Origin of the sequence: Lentzea albidocapillata, assembly GCF_000719115.1 — a bacterium.
Classification (GTDB): domain Bacteria; phylum Actinomycetota; class Actinomycetes; order Mycobacteriales; family Pseudonocardiaceae; genus Lentzea; species Lentzea albidocapillata.
Window position 1 is genome coordinate 68,738 of record NZ_JOEA01000011.1, and the last position, 19,743, is coordinate 88,480.

Genomic DNA, 19,743 nt, shown 5'->3' on the forward strand with positions numbered 1-19,743 from the left:
GTATCAAAAGGCATGAGGAAAACCCTGCAACTCCTCACGGCACTGGCTCTCGCCCTGCCGATGACGACCATCGTCCCTGCTACCACCACCTCTACACCCGCCGAGGCTTCGTCGCCGCAGACGCAGCAGATCGGAACCGAGGAATCGGTCTCGGTCCGCGTGGGTGGCGCGAATCGTTCGACGGTGATCGAACGACCGGGGTCCGGCTACGTGAAGCTGCATTTCACGGACCTGCGGATCCTCCCCGGTGACGTGCTCACGGTGTCGAGCCCTGACGGCACCGAGAAGTACACGCACACGAGAGACCTGAAGGCCTCGCTGACCGCCACGCTCGACGCGTCGGGCTTCTGGGCCATGTCGATCACGGGCGACCGTGCTGTGGTTTCGGTGACGAACCCGCTGTCGCGCGTCCGGATCGACAAGCTCACGCGTGGCTACACCGAGGCCGAGATGTCCTCGCAGCCGTCCGTGCAGAGCATCTGCGGCACGAACGACTACCGGGACGCGGTCTGCTACCAGTCCAGCAACCCGACCGAGTGGGGCAAGACCAAGTCCGTGGCGAAGCTGCTGCGCAACGGCAGTTCGCTGTGCACGGCGTGGCGGGTCGGCCCCAACAACCGCATGCTGACCAACGAACACTGCTTCACCAGCACCAGTGGCATCGAGGTGTGGTTCAACTACCAGTGCCCGACCTGCGGTGGCACCGCTTCGGCCGCCGTCACCAAGGTGCTGGCGGCCCAGGTCCTGAAGTACAGCGCCGCGCTCGACTACACCCTCTTCACCGTGAACAACTTCGCGGCCATCAGCTCGTTCGGTTACCTCGAACTGGACGCGCGCGTTCCGGCCGTGGGTGAGGAGATGTACATCGTCGGCCACCCGGCCGGGAAGCTGAAGAAGTTGTCGTTGCGCGACAACAACAACGGCGGCGGCTACTGCGTCGTGCGCGCGGTACGGGTGAACGGCAGCTCGTCGCAGTCCGACATCAGCTACATGTGCGACACCGAAGGCGGCTCGTCCGGCTCACCCGTGCTGTCGAGGCGCACGCACAAGGTGATCGGGCTCCACCACTTCGGCGGCTGCCCGAACCAGGGCGTGCGCATCGACCTCGTCGCCGCGCAGATCAACTCACTGCTGTAAGGATTTCCTGCTCTTCCTGAGCTGAGAGCCCGGCCTTGCGGGGCCGGTCCAACCCGAGGCCGCGCTCGTACTCCAGCGAGTCGAGCGCGGTCTCGGCCAGCGGCCTGACGCGCAGCCCGTTCGCCAGCGCGTTGCTGACGTCGCGGCCGACCATCTTGGCCCACTCCTGCGGCAGCCACAGCGGAAGCGACCGCGGCCCGCCCCACGGGTTGATCCCCAGTTCCTTGAGCACGCTCTCCTTGACGGGCACGAGCTGCGTCCCAGGCGGCGCCGTCGCCCCGGCGATCTCACCGATGGCCATCTGGAACGGCATGACCGGCCCCGTCGAGTCGTACGTGCCCGTCACCCGCTCCTCGGCCGCGAACACGATCCACTGCGCCAGGTCCCGCGCGTCGATGTGCTGGAACCCCAGGTCAGGGCTGTCCGGCACGACCACGCGCCCGCCCTGCGCCATCCGCGCGGGCCAGTACCCGAACCTGTCGCTCGGGTCGTCCGGCCCGGTGATGAGCCCGGCCCTGACGATGAACTCGCGGCTCGCCACGGCCTCGCGGACCGCGTTCTCACTGGCCACCTTGACGCTGCCGTACCGCTCGGCCGTGAACTCCTCGGCCGGATCGTCCTCCAGCGGCGGCAGCAGTTCGTCGCTGCCCGTCGAGTGGTCCGCGTAGACCGAGATGCTGGACACGAACGTCCAGTGCGGCGTCGTCGCCCCGAACGCCTCCAGCGCGTCCCGCACCCAGTTCACCGAGTACTTCGACACGTCGATCACCGCGTCGAACTGCTCGCCGGCCAGCGTGTCGAACGCGCCGGGTTTGTTCCTGTCGACCGGGATCAGGCGCGCGCCTTCCGGCACACCACCCGAGGCGCCGCGGGCCGCGCACACCACTTCGTGGCCCCGCCGGACCGCCTCCGCCGTGATGGCCTTGCTGAGGAACACGGTTCCGCCGAGCACGAGGATCTTCATGATCTCCAGCATCCGTCCGATCGGGCCGCGGTGCCACCGGTCTCGCTTTCGGCGAAATAGCTTGTTGGAATAGGTCCAATAACTGATCGTTCGGACCCGATCGGTTGGAGTTGCTGAACTGTTGTTCGCAACTTGCCGATGGACGTTCCGTGAGTGTGCACGCCTTCGTCGACGAGTCTCGGCGCAACGACACGTACCTGCTGGCGGTGGCTCTGGTGTCGCCAGGCCAGCTGACCAAACTGCGCAAGATGTTGATGAGGCTGCGCATGCCGAACCAACGCGAGTTGCACTTCAAGAAGGAGACCCCTGCTCGACGCAAACAGATCCTGTCCACTTTGGCGCCTGCCGTGGTTCACGTGGACATCTACCTCGCCTGCTGCCGCAAGGGAGAAGAGCGGGCAAGGCAGACCTGCGTTGCCCGGCTGACTGACGATGTCCTGAAAGTCGGCGTCACGCGGTTGGTGTTCGACAGCCGCGAGGTTCGCGACGACCACGATCTGTTGACCATCCGAACGACTCTCGGCAAGTCCTCGTGGGGCACGGGCTTGTTCTACGAGCACCTGCCCAGCGAGAACGATCCGTTGTTGTGGATCCCTGACATCGTCGCCTGGTGCTACGGCGCTGGCGGCGACTGGTTGCGCCGGGTCCAGCCGTTGATGGGCAACGTCATCGACACGAGGTTGCCCTAGAAAGCGCGAAGCACGGCGGCCGACCGTCCGGACGGGCACCGTGCTCACTTCTCCGGCTTACGGGCCGAAGCTGACACCAGATTACCAAACGGTCCCGCCGAAGCAAGCGCGTTCACCCGAAGGTGGACCGGTGACGATGTGCCCCCGAACACGTGTCGGGAGGATGAACGCACAGGTCAGATAGGCTCTCGGGGTACCGCCAGCCCCTCAAAACACGGGAGCAGTCTGTCGTGGCCCGAGTCGTCGTCGACGTCATGCCGAAGCCCGAAATTCTCGACCCCCAAGGCCAGGCGGTGGCGAACGCGCTGCCCCGTCTCGGCTTCGACGGCGTCACCGCCGTCCGTCAGGGCAAGCACTTCGAGCTGGAGGTCGCCGACGACGTCGACGACGCCACGCTCGCCAAGATCGCCGAGACCTTCCTCGCGAACCCCGTGATCGAGGACTGGACCGTGCGCAGGGTCGAGGCATGAGGGTCGGGGTCATCACCTTCCCCGGCACCCTCGATGACGTCGACGCGCAGCGGGCGGTGAAATACGCCGATGGGGAAGCTGTGCCGTTGTGGCACGGGGATCACGACCTCAAGGGCGTTGACGCGGTCATCGTGCCCGGCGGGTTCTCGTACGGCGACTATCTGCGGTGCGGCGCCATTGCGCGGTTCGCGCCCGTCATGCAGGAAGTGATCGAGGCCGCGAACAACGGGATGCCGGTTCTCGGCATCTGCAACGGCTTCCAGATCCTCGCCGAGGCGCATCTGCTGCCCGGCGCGCTCACCCGGAACCACAAGCTGCACTTCGTGTGCCGCGACCAGTGGCTGAAGGTCGAGAACACCAGCACCGCCTGGACGACCCGTTACGACGAGAACGCCGAGATCCTCGTGCCGTTGAAGTCGGGCGAGGGCGGCTACCAGGCCGACGAGGACACCCTCAAGGAACTGGAAGACAACGGCAGGGTCGTCTTCCGGTACGTCGGCGACAACCCCAACGGCAGCCGCAACAACATCGCGGGCATCACCAACGCCAGGGGCAACGTCGTCGGCCTCATGCCGCACCCCGAGCACGCCATCGACGCGCTCACCGGCCCCACGGACGACGGACTGGGCATGTTCCTGTCCCTGCTCGACACGGTGGTGAAGGCATGATCGACACCGTCAAGAACGCCGAGGCGACGCCTGATCAGGAGCAGCCCTACCGGGAACTGGGCCTCAAGGACGACGAGTACGCGCGCATCAAGGAGATCCTCCAGCGCAGGCCAACCGACGCCGAGCTGGCGATGTACTCGGTCATGTGGAGCGAGCACTGCTCCTACAAGTCGTCCAAGGTGCACCTGAAGTACTTCGGCGACACCACGACCGACGAGATGCGCAGCAAGATGCTCGCGGGCATCGGCGAGAACGCCGGCGTCGTCGACGTCGGTGACGGCTGGGCCGTGACGTTCAAGGTCGAGAGCCACAACCACCCGTCGTACGTCGAGCCCTACCAGGGCGCCGCGACGGGCGTCGGCGGCATCGTGCGCGACATCCTCGCGATGGGCGCGCGGCCGCTCGCCGTCATGGACCCGCTGCGGTTCGGCAGGCCCGACGCCGAGGACACGAAGCGCGTCCTGCCCGGCATCGTCGCGGGCGTCGGCGGCTACGGGAACTGCCTCGGCCTGCCGAACATCGGCGGCGAGGTCGTGTTCGACGAGTCCTACCAGGGCAACCCGCTGGTCAACGCCCTGTGCGTCGGCGCGATGCGGGTCGAGGACCTGCACCTCGCGCACGCGAGCGGCACCGGCAACAAGGTCATCCTCTACGGCGCGCGCACCGGCCTCGACGGCATCGGCGGCGTGAGCGTCCTGGCGAGCGAGACGTTCGACGACACCGCCGGCAAGCGCAAGAAGCTGCCGAGCGTGCAGGTCGGCGACCCGTTCACCGAGAAGGTGCTGATCGAGTGCTCGCTCGAGCTCTTCGAGAAGGGCATCGTCGCCGGCATCCAGGACCTCGGCGGCGCGGGCCTGTCCTGCGCGACGTCCGAGCTGGCGTCCGCGGGCGACGGCGGCATGCATGTCCGGCTCGACCGCGTGCCGTTGCGGGCCACCGGCATGACCCCGGCCGAGATCCTCTCCAGCGAGTCCCAGGAACGCATGTGCGCGGTGGTCGAACCGGCCAACGTCGCGGCGTTCATGGAGGTCTGCGCGAAGTGGGACGTCATCGCCACCGAGATCGGTGAGGTGACGGAAGGCGACCGCCTGGTCATCACCTACCACGACGAGGTCGTCGTCGACGTGCCTCCGCGCACGGTCGCGCACGAGGGCCCGGTCTACCACCGGCCGATCCAGCGCCCCGCAGACCAGGACGCACTGCAGGCGAACACGCCGGACAGCCTTCCGCGGCCGGCCGGGGACGAGCTGCTCGCGTTGGTCAAGACGATGGCGGCCAGCCCCAACCTGGCCTCCAAGAAGTGGGTCACGCAGCAGTACGACCGCTACGTCCGCGGCGGCACGGTCCTCGCGCAGCCGAGCGACAGCGGCATGATCCGCATCGACGAGGAGACGGGCCGCGGCGTGGCCCTCTCCACGGACTGCAACGGCCGCTACACGAAACTTGACCCGTACGAGGGCGCGAAGCTGGCGCTGGCCGAGGCCTACCGCAACGTCGCGGCCACGGGCGCCACCCCGGTCGCCGTCACGAACTGCCTCAACTTCGGCTCGCCGGAGGACCCGGCGGTCATGTGGCAGTTCGAGCAGGCCGTGAAGGGCCTCGCGGACGGCTGCGCCGAGCTCGGCATCCCGGTGACCGGCGGCAACGTCAGCTTCTACAACCAGACCGGCTCCACGGCGATCCTGCCGACGCCGGTCGTGGGCGTGCTGGGCGTCATCGACGACGTGCGGCGCCGCATCCCGACCGGGATCGGGGCCGAGGCCGGCGAGACGCTGCTGCTGCTCGGCGAGACGCACGACGAGTTCGGCGGGTCGGAGTGGGCGCACCACGTCCACGGCCACCTGGGCGGACTGCCGCCGAAGGCCGACCTCAAGCGGGAGAAGCTGCTCGGCGAGATCCTCGTCGCCGGCTCGCGTGACGGCATGGTCTCCGCCGCGCACGACCTCTCCGAGGGTGGCCTGGCGCAGGCCCTGGTCGAGACGTGCCTGATCGGCGAGGTGGGCGCGCGGGTCTTCCTCGAGGGCGACCTGTTCACCGCGCTGTTCAGCGAGTCCGCCGGCCGCGTGCTGGTCGCCGTGCCGCGCACCGAGGAACAGCGTTTCGTCGACATGTGCACCGCCCGCCGCCTGCCGTGGCGCAAGGTCGGCGTCGTCGACCCGGAGTCGAACGCCCTGGAGGTCCAGGGCCTCGGCGAACTCCCGCTGGACGAACTCCGTGAAGCCTGGGAGGGCACCCTCCCGGCGTTGTTCGGCTGAGCATGAAGGGCCCCGTCGCCGACGGGGCCCTTCTCAGCTCGCCGCGATCCGCTGCAGCTGCTCGAACCTGCCGTTGAACAGGTTCTGGTCACCGGGGAAGAGCCCGGCCGCCTGCCACTGCCAGATCGTGTGGAAGTCGAACCCGGCCGGCAACGCGCCGAGCCTCGAGCTGTAGTGCGCGATCCACAGCGGGTTGTTGTCGCCGAACTTCACCGAGCCGCCGACGCACTTGTTCCACCAGTTCGTGGACGTGTAGATCGCCGGATAACGCTTGGTGCGCGCGTAGACCGTGTCGCTGAACTCCTTGACCCACGCCGTCATCGCGGTCTGGTTCATGTTGTAGCAAGTGTCGCCGTACGGGTTGTACTCCATGTCGAGCGCGGGCGGCAGCGTCTTGCCGTCGGGCGACCATCCGCCGCCGTTCTCGACGAAGAAGTTCGCCTGCTGCACGCCGTTGGCGCGGTCCGGCAGTGCGAAGTGGTACGCCCCGCGGATCATGCCGATGTTCAGGGAACCGTTGTACTGCTGGGTGAACTTCGGGTTCCGGTAGTGGACGCCCTCGGTCGCCTTGACGTAGGTGAACCGGGCACCTTTGTCCCAGGCGGACTTCCAGTCGACATCGCCCTGGTGGCTGCTCACGTCCATGCCGGGAACCTTGCCCTCGGTGGGCGGTGACTCCGAATCCGCACGAAGGTCGCCCGTGCCTTCGTGTTTGAGGATCTGGGAACCCGCGGTGTGGTCCGCGGAGCCCTCGGGCAAGGGCGCCGCGGACGCGGGTGCCGGCGTCATGCCGGCGACGATCGCCACGATGCTGATCAAGGTCCGCATGGACTAGATCGTGCGACCATTTGTCCCAATTTGCTACCTGGGTCACCCGTCCAGGCGGGACAGTTCCTCGGCGGACAACTCCAGGTGGGTGGCGGAGGCCGAATCACGGATGCTCGCCGGTCGAGAAGCACCCGGAATGGGGACTACCACTTCGGACTTCGCGAGCATCCACGCGAGACAGACCTGGTGGGCACTCACACCGTGGGCGTCGCCGACCTCCTTGAACGGACCGCTCAGCGCGCCCGCCTTGCCGATCCCGCCGAACGGGCTCCACGGCAGGAACGCGATGCCGAGCTTCGCGCACAGCTCCAGCTCGGGTTCGCTCGACCGGAACACCGGCGAGAACTGGTTCTGCACGGCCGCGAGCCGTCCGCCGAGGATGTCGTTGGCGAGCACGATCTCATCCGGGTCGAAGTTCGAGACACCGGCGTAGCGGATCTTGCCGCTGTCCAGCAGCTCCTTCAGCGCGCCGACCGACTCCGCGATCGGCGTCTTCGGGTCCGGCCGGTGGAACTGGTACAGGAAGATCTGGTCCACGCCGAGCCGTTGCAACGACCCGTCGACCGCGCGACGCAGGTACTCCGGCCGTCCGTCGAGCTCCCAGCCGCCGCCCGGCACGCGCGTGTGCCCGCCCTTGGTCGCCACGAACACCTCTTCGGAACGGCCGCGCAGCCCTTCGGCGATGAGCGACTCGTTGTGCCCGAAGTCGGTGTCGTCGAGCGAGTAGGCGTCGGCGGTGTCGATGAACGTCACGCCCGCGTCCAGTGCGGCGTGGATGGTCTCGATCGCCTGCGCGCGCTCCGGCCTCCCCTGCACGGAGATGGGCATGCCGCCCAGGCCGATGGCGCTGACTTCCACTTCTCCGATACGACGCTTCTGCATGCACTCCACTCTGGACCCTGGCGATTAAGCTGTCCAACGCAGAGAACTGATCTCATTGAGCACTGCGGGTGATGAATCGTGGAACTCAGACAGCTCGAACACTTCCTCGCGGTCGCCGAGGAGTGCCACTTCACGCGGGCCGCGCACCGGCTGCACATCGCCCAGTCGGGTCTCTCGGCATCGATCCGCGCGCTGGAGGTCGAGCTGGGCGCGCCGTTGTTCCTGCGCACCACCCGCCAGGTCGAGCTGACCCAGGCCGGACGGGCGCTGCTGCCCGAGGCGCGCAGGGCGTTGAGCAGCATCTCCTCCGCCAGGGACGCGGTCGCCGCCGTCCAGGGGCTGCTGCGCGGCACGTTGTCCGTCGGCAGCCTGCAGTGCCTGCACGTCGTGCACCTGCCCGCGGTGCTGGCGCGGTTCCACGAGCTGCACCCCGGCGTGGAGATCAGGATGCGCCAGTCCGGCAACGCCGAACTGGTCGAGGAGGTGCGCGCGGGCAGGCTCGACCTCGCGTTCGTCACCCGTCAGCACAAGATGGCGGACGACCTACGGGTGTCCACTTTGTCCAGTGAACCGCTCGTGCTCGCCTGCGCGCCGGAAAGTCCGTTCGCCACCAGGGACTCCGTCGAACTCGCCGAGCTGGCGGGTCAGTCGTTCGTCGACTTCAACGCCGACTGGGGCACGCGCGACGAGGTCGACCGCACGCTGGCCGCCGCCGGGGTCGAGCGGCACGTCGCCGTCGAGGTCAACGACGTGCACTCACTTCTTGACTTCGTCGGGTTCGGTCTCGGGGTTGCGCTCGTTCCCCAGTCCTTCGCGGGAAAATCGGACCTTGTCCAGTTCCTCGGGCTTCGCGGCGACGTAGACGTCCCCTTCGCGGAAACGGTCGTCGTCACCGGGCACACCGTCGGCGCGGCCGCCGGGGAGTTGCTGGACATGGTCTTCGAGGCGCGGGCGGGCCGGCTCCGGGTCGCCGGATAGCGCCCAGCCCGCGTGCGTGGTCCGCATCGCCGTGCCGGGCAGCACCTCCAGCTTGCCCGTCTGCTTCGGCGGCGGTGGGTCGGTGAGCGCGAGGAACGTGCCGACCGTCGTGGTGCGGAAGTCGACCTCGCCCTTGAACGTGGCCTCGGTGAACGCGAGGCCGCCGCCGAACTTCGTCTCCGTGATGGTCAGCCGCCCGTGGAAGGTGGCACCGGAGAAGAGGGTGGGCTTGCGGATGTCCATGCGTGGCAACGTGGTGATGCCGTAGAACTGGGCCCGGCGCGCGGTGAACCTGTTGACCCGCCTGCCGTCCAGCTGGAAGTACTCCAGGGCGGCACCGGTCAGGTCGAGGTCGTAGTGGATCTTCTTCTTGTCACCCCACGAGAGCAGGTCGCGGATCAGCCGCTGCGCGGTGCGCCGGACCTGCTGCTCCCGCTGGTCCTCTGGCTGCGCTTTGACGAAGACCGTGTCCGGGTCGGCGCCGTTCTCGTCCCAGGACAGGTGGTGGAACGGCCGGCGCAGGTACGCGCACAGGACGTCGAGGACGGTCTGCGTGTAGCGCGGCGTGGAGTTCGCCAGCCACACCAGCGAATGCATCGCGCCCACCCGCACCTGGTCGGCCTCGTTGCCGAGCATCTCGACCGAGCGCGCGAACCGTTCGTCGGCGACCTTCTCGCTCTCCAGGGTGTGCTTGCGGTCGTTGAGCCACAACGCGTACAGCGCGACGACCGCACCGCCCGCGACACCGGCGGTCTTCACGATCTCGACCGCCGGCGCCTTGAACACCGCGAGGAGGACAGCCGTCGCCGCGGTGACCATGGCGGCCGAGATGACTGCGAAAAGCCACTGCACGTCAGTTCCTCCACGCTTCGGGAAGATCGGCTTCCGCTGCGAACGTACAGCCGTCCGCCTTCACGTCGGCCCACTCGGAGTTCGCGAACTTGGTCTCGCCGCCGAACTTCGTCTCCGTGAAGACGGCTAGCCCACGCGCCTTGACCCTGCTGAACCACGCCTTGCGGCGGAAGTCGTTGTGGTGCATGTACAACCGGCCGGTCACGTCGGCGTCGGTGAGATAGACGTCGCCGTGGACCACCATGTGGTGGAAGGCGTTGGACTCGTTGAGGTGCGCGACCCGCATGATCAGGTCGCCGACCTGCCGGTACGACAGGTCCATGTACTCGAGGTGGGCCTTGGTGAGGTTGAGGTCGTAGAGGACCGGGTCCTTCTCCTCCAGGCGCGGCAGGAGGTCCTCGATCAGCCGCTGCGAGGTGAGCCGGACCTCCAGCTCGATCTCCTCGGGATCGTTCTTCGTCTTCCGGTACGGCTGGCGCAGGTACGCGCAGAGGATGTCGAGCACGGTCTGCGCGTACTCGGTCCTGGACTTCGCGAGGCCGGCCAGCGCGTGCATCGCGCCCACCCGCACCTGTGCGGTCTCGTGACCCAGCAGCTCGACGGCGCGCGCGAACCGTTCGTCGGCCACGCGGGACCTGTCGTGGTCGATGCGCTGGCTCTCGAGCTCCTGGCGCGCCTCCTCCACCTTGCGGCGCCGGTCGTTCAGCCACAACGCGTAGAGGGCGATGATCGCACCGCCCGCGAGACCGCCGGTCTTGATCGCCTCGTGCTTGGGCGCGCGGGGGTCCACGAGCAGCAACGTGCCGCCGACCAGCAGAAACACGCCGATGGACGCGAGAATGGTCGACAGCAGCAAACTTTTCCTCACGAGGTCGGCATTCTGCCAAGGACCGAGGGCATGATGGGCTGGAACGGTCCGAACGCGGGTGGGGTGAGCGAGTGGAGCGGCCGAACTGGGCGCCGGGGGACATCGACCTGGAGCGGCCCAGCGTCGCGAGGGTGTACGACTACTGGCTCGGCGGCGCGCACAACTTCGCCGCGGACAGGGCCGTCGCCCAGAAGACCCTGGAGACCATGCCCGAGTTACGCGGAGTGGTCCTCAACCACCGCGCGTTCCTGCGCAGGGCCGTCCGCTACCTGCTCAGCCACGGCGTCCGGCAGTTCCTCGACCTCGGCTCCGGCATCCCGACCGTCGGCAACGTGCACGAGATCGCGCAGGCCGCCGACCCCGAGGCACGCGTCGTGTACGTGGACATCGACCCGGTCGCCGTCGCGCACAGCCGGTCGTTGCTGGGTGGCAACGGTCACGTGAGCGTGCTGCACGCCGACATCCGCGACTGGGAGGGTGTGCTGGCCTCCGACGAGGTGGACAAGCAGCTCGACTTCGACGAGCCGGTCGCCGTGCTGATGATCGCGCTGTTGCACTTCGTGCCGGACGAGGAAGACCCGTGGGGCGTCGTCGGCGGCTATCGCGACCGCCTGTCGTCCGGCAGTTTCCTCGCCATCTCGCACGCCGGCTACGAGGCGGACGAGGAGACGGAGGCGTCCCGGCAGGCCCGCAAGATCTACGACCGCGACGTCACGCGGATGAGGTTTCGCGACCCGACCGAGATCAGCCGCTTCTTCGGCGGGTTCGCGCTGGTCGAGCCGGGTGTCGTCCGGGTGCCCGCCTGGCGTCCCGAGTCGCCGTCCGACGTGGAGGAGTCCGGGAAGCGTTTTCCCGGGTTCGGTGCGATAGGCCGGAAGGCGTAGAGATGACTCCGGACGGCGACCAGCCGTATGCTGCGCGTTCGTGGCGTTAGGGCCGAGAAGATGACCGATCGGGTTGACCAGCGGGTGCGTGAGGATCGCTCTCCTTTGAGCCCGGCCGTACTGGCCGGTGCGGAGGCGTTCGCGCGTAGCTGGGCCACGGCCGTCATCGGGTCGAGTTACGTGCCGATGACCAGGGCCGAGGTCGCCCAGCACCTCCAGGACCTCACCGAGACGCTGGTCGAGGCGCTGTTCGCGAGCCCGTTCCGCACGGCACCCGGCTACGAGATCGGCTCACGGCTGGTCGACGCGCACTTCACCGGCACCGACACGCTCGGCCGCACGATCCAGCTGCTCGGCGACGACCTGCCGGCCGAGCTCGGCTTCTCCGGCGACGCCAGGCTGACGTCCCGCCTGTCGGCCCTGCAGGGCGCGCTGGCCGCCGGGTACGCCCGCGCGCTGCGCGAACGCACGCTCGCCGAGCAGGAGGCGATCAGGGCGGCCGTGCTGGACGCCCGCGACCAGGCCGAGTCCATGCTGCGGGCCTCGGAGGCCCGGTTCCGCGCCATGTTCACCGAGGCCGCGATCGGCATCGGCATCGCGGCCATCGACGGCCGGATCCTCGACGTCAACCAGGCCCTGCAGGACATGCTCGGGTTCAGCGTCGAGGAGATGCGCCAGTACAACGTGCGCGACCTCATGCACCCCGAGGACGCGGGCAGCGTGTGGCGGCTCTACGACCAGCTCATCGCGGGCGAGTGCGACCACTACCGGGCCGAGAAGCGGTTCCATCGGGCCGACGGCGAGCAGGTGTGGACGCACCTGACGCTGTCGCTGGTCCGCGACGACCACGGCGAGCCGCAGTACCAGGTCGCGATGATCGAGGACGTCACCGACCGGCACCTGCTGCAGAACCGGCTGCGCTACCAGGCGTTGCACGACCCGCTCACCGGGCTGCCGAACCGCGCGCTGTTCCTCGAACGCCTCGGGCGCGTGTTCAACAACCGCGCCAAGCACGTGCGGGCCGGCCTCTGCTACCTGGACCTGGACGGCTTCAAGGTCATCAACGACTCGCTGGGCCACGACATAGGGGATCAGCTGCTGGTCGAGGTCGGCCGCCGGCTCGACCACTCGGTGTCCGGCGAGGGCAAGCTGGTCGCGCGCATGGGCGGCGACGAGTTCGTGATCCTGGTCGAGGGCTCGTCCGGCGAGCAGGACATCGTGGACGTCGCGGACCGGGTGCTGACCGAGCTGGAGGCGCCGATCCGCATCGCGGGCCACGAGCTGTCCGTGTCGGCGTCGATCGGCATCGTCGAACGGCAGCTGTCCGGCACGACGTCCGCGGACCTGATGCGCGACGCGGACATCACGCTGTACTGGGCCAAAGCGGACGGCAAGGCGCGCTGGGCGTTGTACGACCCGGAGCGCAACGCCCGCGAGGTCGCCCGGTTCACGCTGTCCGCGACGATGCCGCGCGCGTTGGAACGCGGCGAGTTCTACGTCGAGTACCAGCCGCTGGTGCGCCTGGAGGACTCGACGGTCACCGGCGTCGAGGCGCTGGTGCGCTGGCAGCACCCGGAGTTCGGGCGGCTCGCGCCGGACCGGTTCATCGAACTGGCCGAGGAGACCGGCCTGATCGTCCCCTTGGGACGGTGGGTGCTGCGCAAGGCTTGTGAGGAAGCACGGCGCTGGCTGGTGGAGTTCGGTGACGCGGCGCCGTTCGTGTCGGTGAACCTGGCCGTACGGCAGTCCCGCGACCCCGAGTTGGTGCGTGACGTCAAGCAGATCCTGGACGAGTGCGCGCTGCCGCCGCACCACCTGCAGCTGGAGCTCACCGAGTCGGCGATCATGGGTACCGCCGACGAGCCGCTGGAAGCGCTGCGGGCGTTGTGCGACATGGGTGTGCGCATCGCGATCGACGACTTCGGCACCGGCTACTCGAACCTGGCCTACCTCAAGCACCTGCCCGTGCACGAGCTGAAGATCGCCGGCTCGTTCATGGAGGGGCTGCGGGCCGAGAACGAGGAAGACCCGGTCGACGCGCAGATCGTCGCGACTTTGGTGCAACTCGCGCACGCGTTGTCGTTGGGTGTCACGGCGGAGGGTGTGGAGACGCCTGCTCAGGCCGCCCGGTTGCTGCGGCTGGGCTGTGACACGGGGCAGGGGTGGTTCTTTGCGCGGCCGGGTCCGCCGGAGAACATCGACAGCCTGTTGCGTGGTGATCTCTAGCGCTCGCTGCGGGCCGTCCCGTGGAACGACCCGCGTCGTCGCGAACCGCTACAACAGCTAGCGCCTGCTCACGTTGTGCCCGGAAAGCTGGACGACCGGTTGAGCGCCGCCCAGGTCGGACGTCCGGTACTCACCCCGGATCGTCTGGCTCTCACCGGGGAACAGCGTGATGTAGTTGTCGCTCCAGTCGACCGGCAGCACCTCGGCGCCGCCCTGCCCCTTGCGCAGCGACGCCCGCATGAAGAACGCCACGGAAGTCCCGGTGTTCTTCACGGTCACGCTCGTGGACTGCCTGCCGTTAGTGCCCGGCGCCGTCGTGGAGGTCACCGACACCTGACCTGCCCTCAACGAGCTCAACGACTTCAGGTCCGTGTACTGGGCCTGCGGCGTGTACCACCAGTCACCGGCGTTGTAGTTCAGCGTGTCCGCCTTGGTGGACAACCAGTAGACGTTGCGGTCGATCTCCTTGCCCGTGGAGTCCTTCAGCAGCAGCCGCACGAAGTACGCCGGCGAGAGGCCCGACGGCTGCGGCAGGGTGCCGACCCGCACGGAACCGTTGGCCCTGGCCGGAACCGGACGCGTCTCGTTCGCCTTCTGCGTGCCGTCGGAGTTGAAGACCGTCACCTGCAGGCTCATGCCCTGCTTGGCTTCCAGGCCCATGTTCACCACGGCGAGCGACTTGTCGTCGTAGGAGTACTGCGCGTGCAACGCCTTGTTGGCCGTCTTGGCACCGAAGTACGAGCCGGCTGTCGCGAGGTTGTAGTTGTAGAGGTGCCAGTAGAGCTTGGGCCACGGGTCGTTCTGCATCCAGTAGATGAGGCCCTGCGCCTGGTTCGCGCCGGCGTCGGAGAAGTCGCGGCCGAACGCCTCGAACTGCGCGCGGTTCGTCTCGTACTGCTGTAGCTGTGCCTTCCTGACGAAGTCGTCCACGGTGGACGGCTTGCCGTAGCGGTTGTCGAGCGCGGTGCCCCAGAAGCCGATCTTGCTGAAGTTGGCCGACGGCGACAGGTGGTACTGCGGCGCGTTGTAGTTCGTCAGCTTGTTGATCTCGGCCTGGCTCATGAACTTCCTGAGCTCGTCCATCTCCGGGATCGCGAGGCCGGGACCGATCTCCGACGCGAAGCCCGCGCTGCCGCCCTTCTGGTTGTTGTACCAATAGACCGGAGGCTCCCACCAGTACGGGCCGTCCATCTTCATGCCCGAGTCACCGAGCTGCGGAGAGCTGCGGCGCGCGGCCGCGGTGACGATCGGCGTCTGCCAGTCGGCACGCTTCAGGGCGTCCAGGTAGATCTTCTCCACGTCGGCGACCGGGGCCTCGTCCGAGCCGATCAGGAACGTGAACACGCTGGGGTGGTTGCGGATCCGCTTGGCCTCGCCCTCGGCGGACGCGCCGGCGACCCTCTTGTCCTCCGCGGTGAACCCGCCGGTGTTCTGCCACTTCGAGCAGCACTCCCAGCCGGTCATCAGCAGGATGCCCATGCGGTCGGCCATGTCGTAGATCTCGTCGTTCTCGGGCTTGCCCTCGAGGCGAATCGTGTTGAGGCCCATGGACTTCGTCAGCATCATCTCGTCGGCGATCTTCCGCACGTCGGTGCGCAGGAAGAGGTCCGACGCCCAGCCGCCACCGCGGATCAGGATCGGCTTGCCGTTGATCTGGTACTGGAGGTTGCCGCTGATCATCTTCGAGGTGACCTCGCGGATGCCGAACGTCGTCTTCTGCTCGTCCGACCTGGCGCCGCCCACGGTCGCCGTGGCCGTCGCGTCGTACAGCGGTTGCGCGCCCATCTGGTACGGCCACCAGACCTGCGGGTCGGTGACGTTGAGCGTGAACGTGACGGTCCTGGTCTCGTTCGCGGCCAGGCTGACGATCTGGCTGTAGTTCTGGCCCGCGGCGCTGCCGGCGACGGTCGTGGTGACCGCGCTGCCGGTGTTGTTGCGCGCGTCGACCTTCACCGTGACCGTGGCGGTGTTCAGGTTCGGCAACGGCAGGTCGGACAGGACGTGCAGGCCGCGCACCGAGACCGCGCCGCTCTGCGCGATGTCGACGTCGCGGAACAGGCCCTGGTTGCGATCGGGCGGAAGCTGCGCCCAGTCGATGAAGTGGATCACCAGGTCCTTGGCGGGGTCGGACGGCGACGCCTTGATGGCGAGCGCGTTGTCGCCCTTGCGCAGCAGGCTGGTGACGTTGAACTCGAACGTCGGGTAGGCGCCGATGACGGTGTCCGTGCCGGCGACCTTCGTGCCGTTCAGCCACACCTCACCGCGGGAGATCACGCCGCCGTTGAGCTTGAGGAACGTGTTCACGCCCGGCTGTGGGTCGGCCTGGAAGACCTTGCGGTACCACCACGGCACCTTGAAGTCGGCGGGGTTGGCCCTCTTCAGGTTGTCCGAGTAGTTGACGTCCCCGTACCTGCCGTTCGCGATCAGGCCGGCCATCACCGTCGACCGCGCGGGCACGGTCAGCCACCCGGCGTCCGAGTAGCCGGTCCCGGAGATGACGCTGCCGGCCTGCGTGGCGGTGGCACTGGTCTGCATGCGCCAGTCGGGGATGGTGGAGGTCTGTCCGGGGGCGGCGGCCACGGTGAGCGCCGTTCCCGTGCCGGGCACGGGGCCCGCGTTGGCTGAGGTGCCTGGCACGAGCAAGGCCAGACCCACCGCCGCCACGACCAGGGCCGGTAGTGGTCGGTTGCGCAGCATGTCGCTCCTCGACGCATCGGGGCGGCGGCGCTTCGGGGTATCGTAAAGAAGGTTTCCTTTTGGTTGGGGTGACCGGCAATGCGCCCAACGGGTGACGCGGGACACCTCGTTCGCCACCCTGCGTGCCCGGTGATCCGATACGTTGGCCGCCATGCGTCGACTTGCCATCCCGTTCTTGCTGGCAGTGGTCCTGGCCGGGTGTTCAACGACCGAGCCGGGCAAGCCCTCCGCGAGTGATCAGACGGGCTCCGCTCCGACGACCGGAACTTCTACCGGTACCGCCCCCGTGAACAGGCCCAAGGCCGTCGACCTCAAGACGCTCGACCCGTGCACGCTGGTCACGCCCGAGGTGAAGACGGCCCTCGGCGTCCGTCTCGCGACGCCGGGCACCCCGGACCCCGAGTACGGCGCGGGCAGCAAGGCCTGCGGCAACAACTACGAGGACCGCACCTACTCCTCCGCCATCCACACGCTGCTCAACGGCGGAGTGGATCGGCTCAAGAGGACCGTTGGTGAGGCGGAGCTCACTCCGTTGCAGGTAGCCGGCTACCCGGCCTATCTGGATCAGCGCGAGACGAAGAACATCGGGCCCGCCTGCGACATCTACATCGATGCGCATGACGGACAGTTGTTGCTGGTCAGCGCCTTCGCTTTCGCGGAGCCCAAGGCCACGGCGGACGGAGCGTGCGCTCAGGCGACGAAGCTCGCGAACGCCGTCGGGCCTGTTCTGGCCACCAAGTGACAGTTGAGTAGAACTACTGGCCTTATACCGGGAACCGCTCACCCGCGTAATGCATCAGAGCTAAAGTCGTCCCAAATGCACACATGGCCCTGACTCTTCGGGGGCCGTACTGAGGAGGGTGTGCCGTGTTTCTCGCGGATGGTGGAGGTGGCGTTTCGTCGCCCCCCGAGTTCGGTCAGCGCAAGCTGAAGGTGGACCCGTCGGCCATTCCCCAGGCGAGGGCGGCGTTCGAGAAGGCGCTCGACGAGTTCGACGCCAGGATCAAGCCCCAGGTACACAGCCTGCCCACGAAGCCTTGGGCGGCCGACCCGGTCAGCAGCGAGACGTCGAAGGCGTTCAACGAACAGACGGCCGACAAGGCGCTGACCGCGCTGACCGTCTACCGCGCGCAGCTGTCCGGCGTGATCGACCAGCTCAAGATGATCGAAGAGCAGTACCGCATGACCGAGGGCGACAACGTCGCCATGTGGGGCAAGAACCTGCGAGACCAGGGCTGAGAGGGGGACTGACCGATGACTGACCACCGCTACCAGGGGTACGCGCACCCCGAGCTGTACAACATGATCAACTCCGGTCCCGGCGTCTCCGCCTCCATCCCGGTCGAACAGGGCTGGAAGCAGATCGCCGCGACGCTCGCCCAGATCGACGCCGACCTGCACACCGGTCTGACCAAGATGGGTGCGGACTGGGAGTCCGACGCCGCCGACGCCGCCCAGGGCGCGCTGTCGCCGCTGGCCCAGTGGGCCGGTTTCGCCGAGTCCGGCGCGACGACCATGGAGAGCTCCGCCCGCCTGCAGGGCGAGTACATCGCCGAGGCGCGCAAGAAGATGCCCGAGGTCGTCCCGGTCACGACCGAGAAGCCCGGCTTCCTCGACTACGCCGGTGGCGCGCTGACCGGTCCGCTCGGCATGGCGCACGTCATCGGCCAGCAGCAGGACCACGAACGGCAGGAAGCCGCGGCGGACAACGCCGCCGCCCAGGCCGTCAAGGTCATGGAGGACTACCAGTCGGACAGCCGCTGGAACTCCTCGACGCTCGGTGAGTTCCCGACGCCGCCGCAGGTCGTGATCGACACGCCGCCTCCCGGCGACACGGGTACCGGCAGCACGCGCGTCGGCTACACGTCGACCGGCTCTGGCGCGCCGACCGGCCACAACACGACCACCCCGTCGTGGACCGCCACGCCGACGCCGACCCCGCAGCCGCAGGTCTCGACCGGCTGGACGCCGCCGCCCACCGACACCACGCACACGTCGTGGACGCAGCCTCCGACGACGCCGCCTCCCACCTACACCCCGCCTCCCACGAGCCTGCCGCAGCCGACGCCGACCCCCACGCCGACGCCGGTCGTCCCCGGTGGCCCGGTGTTCACCCGGCCCGGCACGGGCGGTCCCGGCGGCCCCGGCACCCCCGGTGGCGGTCGCGGTGGTCAGCCCGGTTCCGGTTCCGGATCCGGCAAGCCGTTCGGGCCGATGTCCGGCTCGCTCGGCTCGTCCGGCCAGCAGAGCGGCGCGATGAAGCCCGGCGGGATGCCCGGTGGCATGTCCGGCATGGGCTCCGGTCCCGACGCGCTGCGTGGCGGTGCCGCGGGCACTGGCGCCGGTGCGGGCAAGGCCGGTGCGGCCGGTGCCGCTGCCGGTGGCGGCGCGCCCGGCCAGCGGGGCGAGGGCGAGGACGACATCGAGCACAAGGCGGCCGACTACCTGGTCGAGACCGACGATGTGTTCGGTGACGACCGCATGGTTGCGCCACCGGTCATCGGTGGCCTGCCAGAGTGAGTCTGTTCGGCGCTCCGGCGGAGAGGGAACCGATCACTCTCTCCGCCGAGGAGTTCGACGTGCTGTGGGAACGCATGAACGTCGGCCCCATGCCGCTCATTCTGAAAGTTCCCACGCCAGGTAAGACACGCGACGAGCGCATCCAGCTCGAGAACCGCGTCTACCAGCAGTTGGACCACCGGCGCCTGGGCAACTCGCGCGGGCTCTCGTCCGAACTGGACGGGCTCCTGCGCATGTTCGTGAAGCCCGAGCGGGAGGCGGACGGCCGCCTCTGGCTCGGGCACAGCCTGCGCGTCCTCGCCGTGGCGAACGGCGACTGGGGCGCGGTGGCGACGTTGCGGGACGACCAGCTGACGTTCCAGCCGTGGGCGGGCTCCGGGCTCGCCTCGGCGGTGCTGTCGGTGCTGCCCGCGCACCCCGCCGGTACGGGTCTCTCGGTGACGCTGCCGAGCGAGGACATCGAGAAGGCGATCGGGCGGACGGACGGTTCGCCGAAGTCGATGGAGGCCGAGTTCCGCGGCATCGGGCTGCGCGAGGCCGACGCGAAGGCGCTGGTGAAGATGTTCACCGGGCTCGTGCACACCGGAAACTTCGGCGCAGCCGCCCGCGACAAGTACGGCAAGCGCTGGCGTCCCGAGCGCGTGGTGGCGTTCTTCGACACCGAAGAGGGCCGCTACCTGCAGCAACGCCGTGCGTCGAACGGCCAGCCGCCGTGGAGCACGTTCACGCCGACCGACGCGCGCCGGATGATGCACCAGGTCGACGAGCTGATCTCCGAGGCGGTCCGTTCCGCGGGAGTCTGATCTCTGGTTTGATCTGACCACC

At 68.3% G+C, this 19,743-nt stretch carries 17 protein-coding genes and 1 pseudogene; 12 read left to right on the forward strand and 6 right to left on the reverse strand.

Annotated features, from left to right (window positions below):
- Positions 1-12: 12 nt before the first annotated feature.
- Positions 13-1,137 (forward strand): trypsin-like serine peptidase, encoded by a 1,125-nt coding sequence (locus tag IG04_RS0117865; RefSeq protein ID WP_030477795.1) that lies wholly within the window; start codon positions 13-15, stop codon positions 1,135-1,137.
- On the opposite strand, the gene IG04_RS0117870 is transcribed toward IG04_RS0117865, so the two are convergent.
- Positions 1,121-2,101: an NAD-dependent epimerase/dehydratase family protein gene (locus tag IG04_RS0117870; protein ID WP_030477796.1), complete on the reverse strand. Its 981-nt coding sequence runs from the start codon at positions 2,099-2,101 to the stop codon at positions 1,121-1,123. The genes IG04_RS0117865 and IG04_RS0117870 overlap by 17 nt on opposite strands.
- A 149-nt stretch (positions 2,102-2,250) precedes the next feature.
- On the opposite strand from IG04_RS0117870, the gene IG04_RS0117875 reads away from it, so the two are divergent.
- The 4 genes from IG04_RS0117875 (at position 2,251) to purL (ending at position 6,183) form a co-directional block, all read left to right on the forward strand.
- On the forward strand, positions 2,251-2,790 hold the full coding sequence (locus IG04_RS0117875) for a hypothetical protein (protein ID WP_030477797.1): 540 nt from the start codon (positions 2,251-2,253) through the stop codon (positions 2,788-2,790).
- A gap of 230 nt (positions 2,791-3,020) precedes the next feature.
- Positions 3,021-3,260, forward strand: a complete 240-nt coding sequence (gene purS, locus IG04_RS0117880) for a phosphoribosylformylglycinamidine synthase subunit PurS (protein WP_030477798.1) — start codon at positions 3,021-3,023, stop codon at positions 3,258-3,260.
- Positions 3,257-3,928, forward strand: coding sequence for a phosphoribosylformylglycinamidine synthase subunit PurQ (gene purQ, locus IG04_RS0117885; RefSeq protein ID WP_030477799.1), 672 nt, complete (start codon positions 3,257-3,259; stop codon positions 3,926-3,928). Before purS ends, purQ begins: the two co-directional genes overlap by 4 nt.
- Positions 3,925-6,183, forward strand: coding sequence for a phosphoribosylformylglycinamidine synthase subunit PurL (purL, locus tag IG04_RS0117890; protein WP_030477800.1), 2,259 nt, complete (start codon positions 3,925-3,927; stop codon positions 6,181-6,183). The genes purQ and purL overlap by 4 nt, the downstream gene beginning before the upstream one ends.
- A 33-nt stretch (positions 6,184-6,216) precedes the next feature.
- Here purL and IG04_RS0117895 read toward each other — a convergent pair whose 3' ends face one another.
- Together IG04_RS0117895 and IG04_RS0117900 are read right to left on the reverse strand one after the other, a co-directional pair.
- Complete coding sequence (locus IG04_RS0117895) at positions 6,217-7,011, reverse strand: lysozyme (RefSeq protein WP_030477801.1); 795 nt, start codon at positions 7,009-7,011, stop codon at positions 6,217-6,219.
- Positions 7,012-7,053: 42 nt separating this feature from the next.
- On the reverse strand, positions 7,054-7,893 hold the full coding sequence (locus tag IG04_RS0117900) for an aldo/keto reductase (protein ID WP_030477802.1): 840 nt from the start codon (positions 7,891-7,893) through the stop codon (positions 7,054-7,056).
- A gap of 78 nt (positions 7,894-7,971) precedes the next feature.
- Between IG04_RS0117900 and IG04_RS48625 the strand changes: the two genes are divergently transcribed.
- The gene (locus tag IG04_RS48625) at positions 7,972-8,871 is read left to right on the forward strand and encodes a LysR family transcriptional regulator (RefSeq protein WP_030477803.1); all 900 of its coding nucleotides are present in this window, start codon (positions 7,972-7,974) and stop codon (positions 8,869-8,871) included.
- 117 nt (positions 8,872-8,988) lie between these two features.
- Here the strand turns inward: IG04_RS48625 and IG04_RS48160 are convergent.
- Together IG04_RS48160 and IG04_RS0117915 are read right to left on the reverse strand one after the other, a co-directional pair.
- Positions 8,989-9,690, reverse strand: a pseudogene (locus IG04_RS48160) (pentapeptide repeat-containing protein); the annotation flags it as partial.
- A gap of 34 nt (positions 9,691-9,724) precedes the next feature.
- A complete protein-coding gene (locus IG04_RS0117915) occupies positions 9,725-10,591 on the reverse strand; it encodes a pentapeptide repeat-containing protein (protein WP_051770132.1) in 867 nt (288 codons plus the stop codon).
- Between the two features lie 71 nt (positions 10,592-10,662).
- On the opposite strand from IG04_RS0117915, the gene IG04_RS0117920 reads away from it, so the two are divergent.
- Together IG04_RS0117920 and IG04_RS0117925 are read left to right on the forward strand one after the other, a co-directional pair.
- A complete protein-coding gene (locus IG04_RS0117920) occupies positions 10,663-11,475 on the forward strand; it encodes an SAM-dependent methyltransferase (protein ID WP_030477806.1) in 813 nt (270 codons plus the stop codon).
- A gap of 60 nt (positions 11,476-11,535) precedes the next feature.
- Complete coding sequence (locus tag IG04_RS0117925; protein ID WP_030477807.1) at positions 11,536-13,701, forward strand: putative bifunctional diguanylate cyclase/phosphodiesterase; 2,166 nt, start codon at positions 11,536-11,538, stop codon at positions 13,699-13,701.
- A 57-nt stretch (positions 13,702-13,758) separates the two neighbouring features.
- Here the strand turns inward: IG04_RS0117925 and IG04_RS0117930 are convergent, their stop codons facing one another.
- A complete protein-coding gene (locus IG04_RS0117930; protein ID WP_036015013.1) occupies positions 13,759-16,398 on the reverse strand; it encodes a glycoside hydrolase family 2 protein in 2,640 nt (879 codons plus the stop codon).
- 151 nt (positions 16,399-16,549) lie between these two features.
- On the opposite strand from IG04_RS0117930, the gene IG04_RS0117935 reads away from it, so the two are divergent.
- From IG04_RS0117935 to IG04_RS0117950, 4 genes are all read left to right on the forward strand, one after another.
- The gene (locus IG04_RS0117935) at positions 16,550-17,140 is read left to right on the forward strand and encodes a DUF3558 domain-containing protein (protein WP_084401507.1); all 591 of its coding nucleotides are present in this window, start codon (positions 16,550-16,552) and stop codon (positions 17,138-17,140) included.
- Positions 17,141-17,265: 125 nt separating this feature from the next.
- Complete coding sequence (locus IG04_RS42670) at positions 17,266-17,637, forward strand: hypothetical protein (protein ID WP_051770134.1); 372 nt, start codon at positions 17,266-17,268, stop codon at positions 17,635-17,637.
- A gap of 15 nt (positions 17,638-17,652) precedes the next feature.
- The gene (locus tag IG04_RS44065) at positions 17,653-18,918 is read left to right on the forward strand and encodes a PPE domain-containing protein (protein WP_051770135.1); all 1,266 of its coding nucleotides are present in this window, start codon (positions 17,653-17,655) and stop codon (positions 18,916-18,918) included.
- A complete protein-coding gene (locus tag IG04_RS0117950; protein WP_030477812.1) occupies positions 18,915-19,721 on the forward strand; it encodes an ESX secretion-associated protein EspG in 807 nt (268 codons plus the stop codon). Before IG04_RS44065 ends, IG04_RS0117950 begins: the two co-directional genes overlap by 4 nt.
- Positions 19,722-19,743: the final 22 nt, after the last annotated feature.

Excerpts from the sequence above, each read along its gene's own strand:
- IG04_RS0117865 (WP_030477795.1), top strand. The coding sequence starts at position 13 with ATGAGGAAAACCCTGCAACTCCTCACGGCACTGGCTCTCGCCCTGCCG.
- IG04_RS0117870 (WP_030477796.1), bottom strand. The coding sequence starts at position 2,101 with ATGAAGATCCTCGTGCTCGGCGGAACCGTGTTCCTCAGCAAGGCCATC.
- purQ (WP_030477799.1), top strand. The coding sequence starts at position 3,257 with ATGAGGGTCGGGGTCATCACCTTCCCCGGCACCCTCGATGACGTCGAC.
- purL (WP_030477800.1), top strand. The coding sequence starts at position 3,925 with ATGATCGACACCGTCAAGAACGCCGAGGCGACGCCTGATCAGGAGCAG.
- IG04_RS0117895 (WP_030477801.1), bottom strand. The coding sequence starts at position 7,011 with ATGCGGACCTTGATCAGCATCGTGGCGATCGTCGCCGGCATGACGCCG.
- IG04_RS0117900 (WP_030477802.1), bottom strand. The coding sequence starts at position 7,893 with ATGCAGAAGCGTCGTATCGGAGAAGTGGAAGTCAGCGCCATCGGCCTG.
- IG04_RS0117925 (WP_030477807.1), top strand. The coding sequence starts at position 11,536 with ATGACCGATCGGGTTGACCAGCGGGTGCGTGAGGATCGCTCTCCTTTG.
- IG04_RS0117930 (WP_036015013.1), bottom strand. The coding sequence starts at position 16,398 with ATGCTGCGCAACCGACCACTACCGGCCCTGGTCGTGGCGGCGGTGGGT.
- IG04_RS0117935 (WP_084401507.1), top strand. The coding sequence starts at position 16,550 with ATGCGTCGACTTGCCATCCCGTTCTTGCTGGCAGTGGTCCTGGCCGGG.
- IG04_RS44065 (WP_051770135.1), top strand. The coding sequence starts at position 17,653 with ATGACTGACCACCGCTACCAGGGGTACGCGCACCCCGAGCTGTACAAC.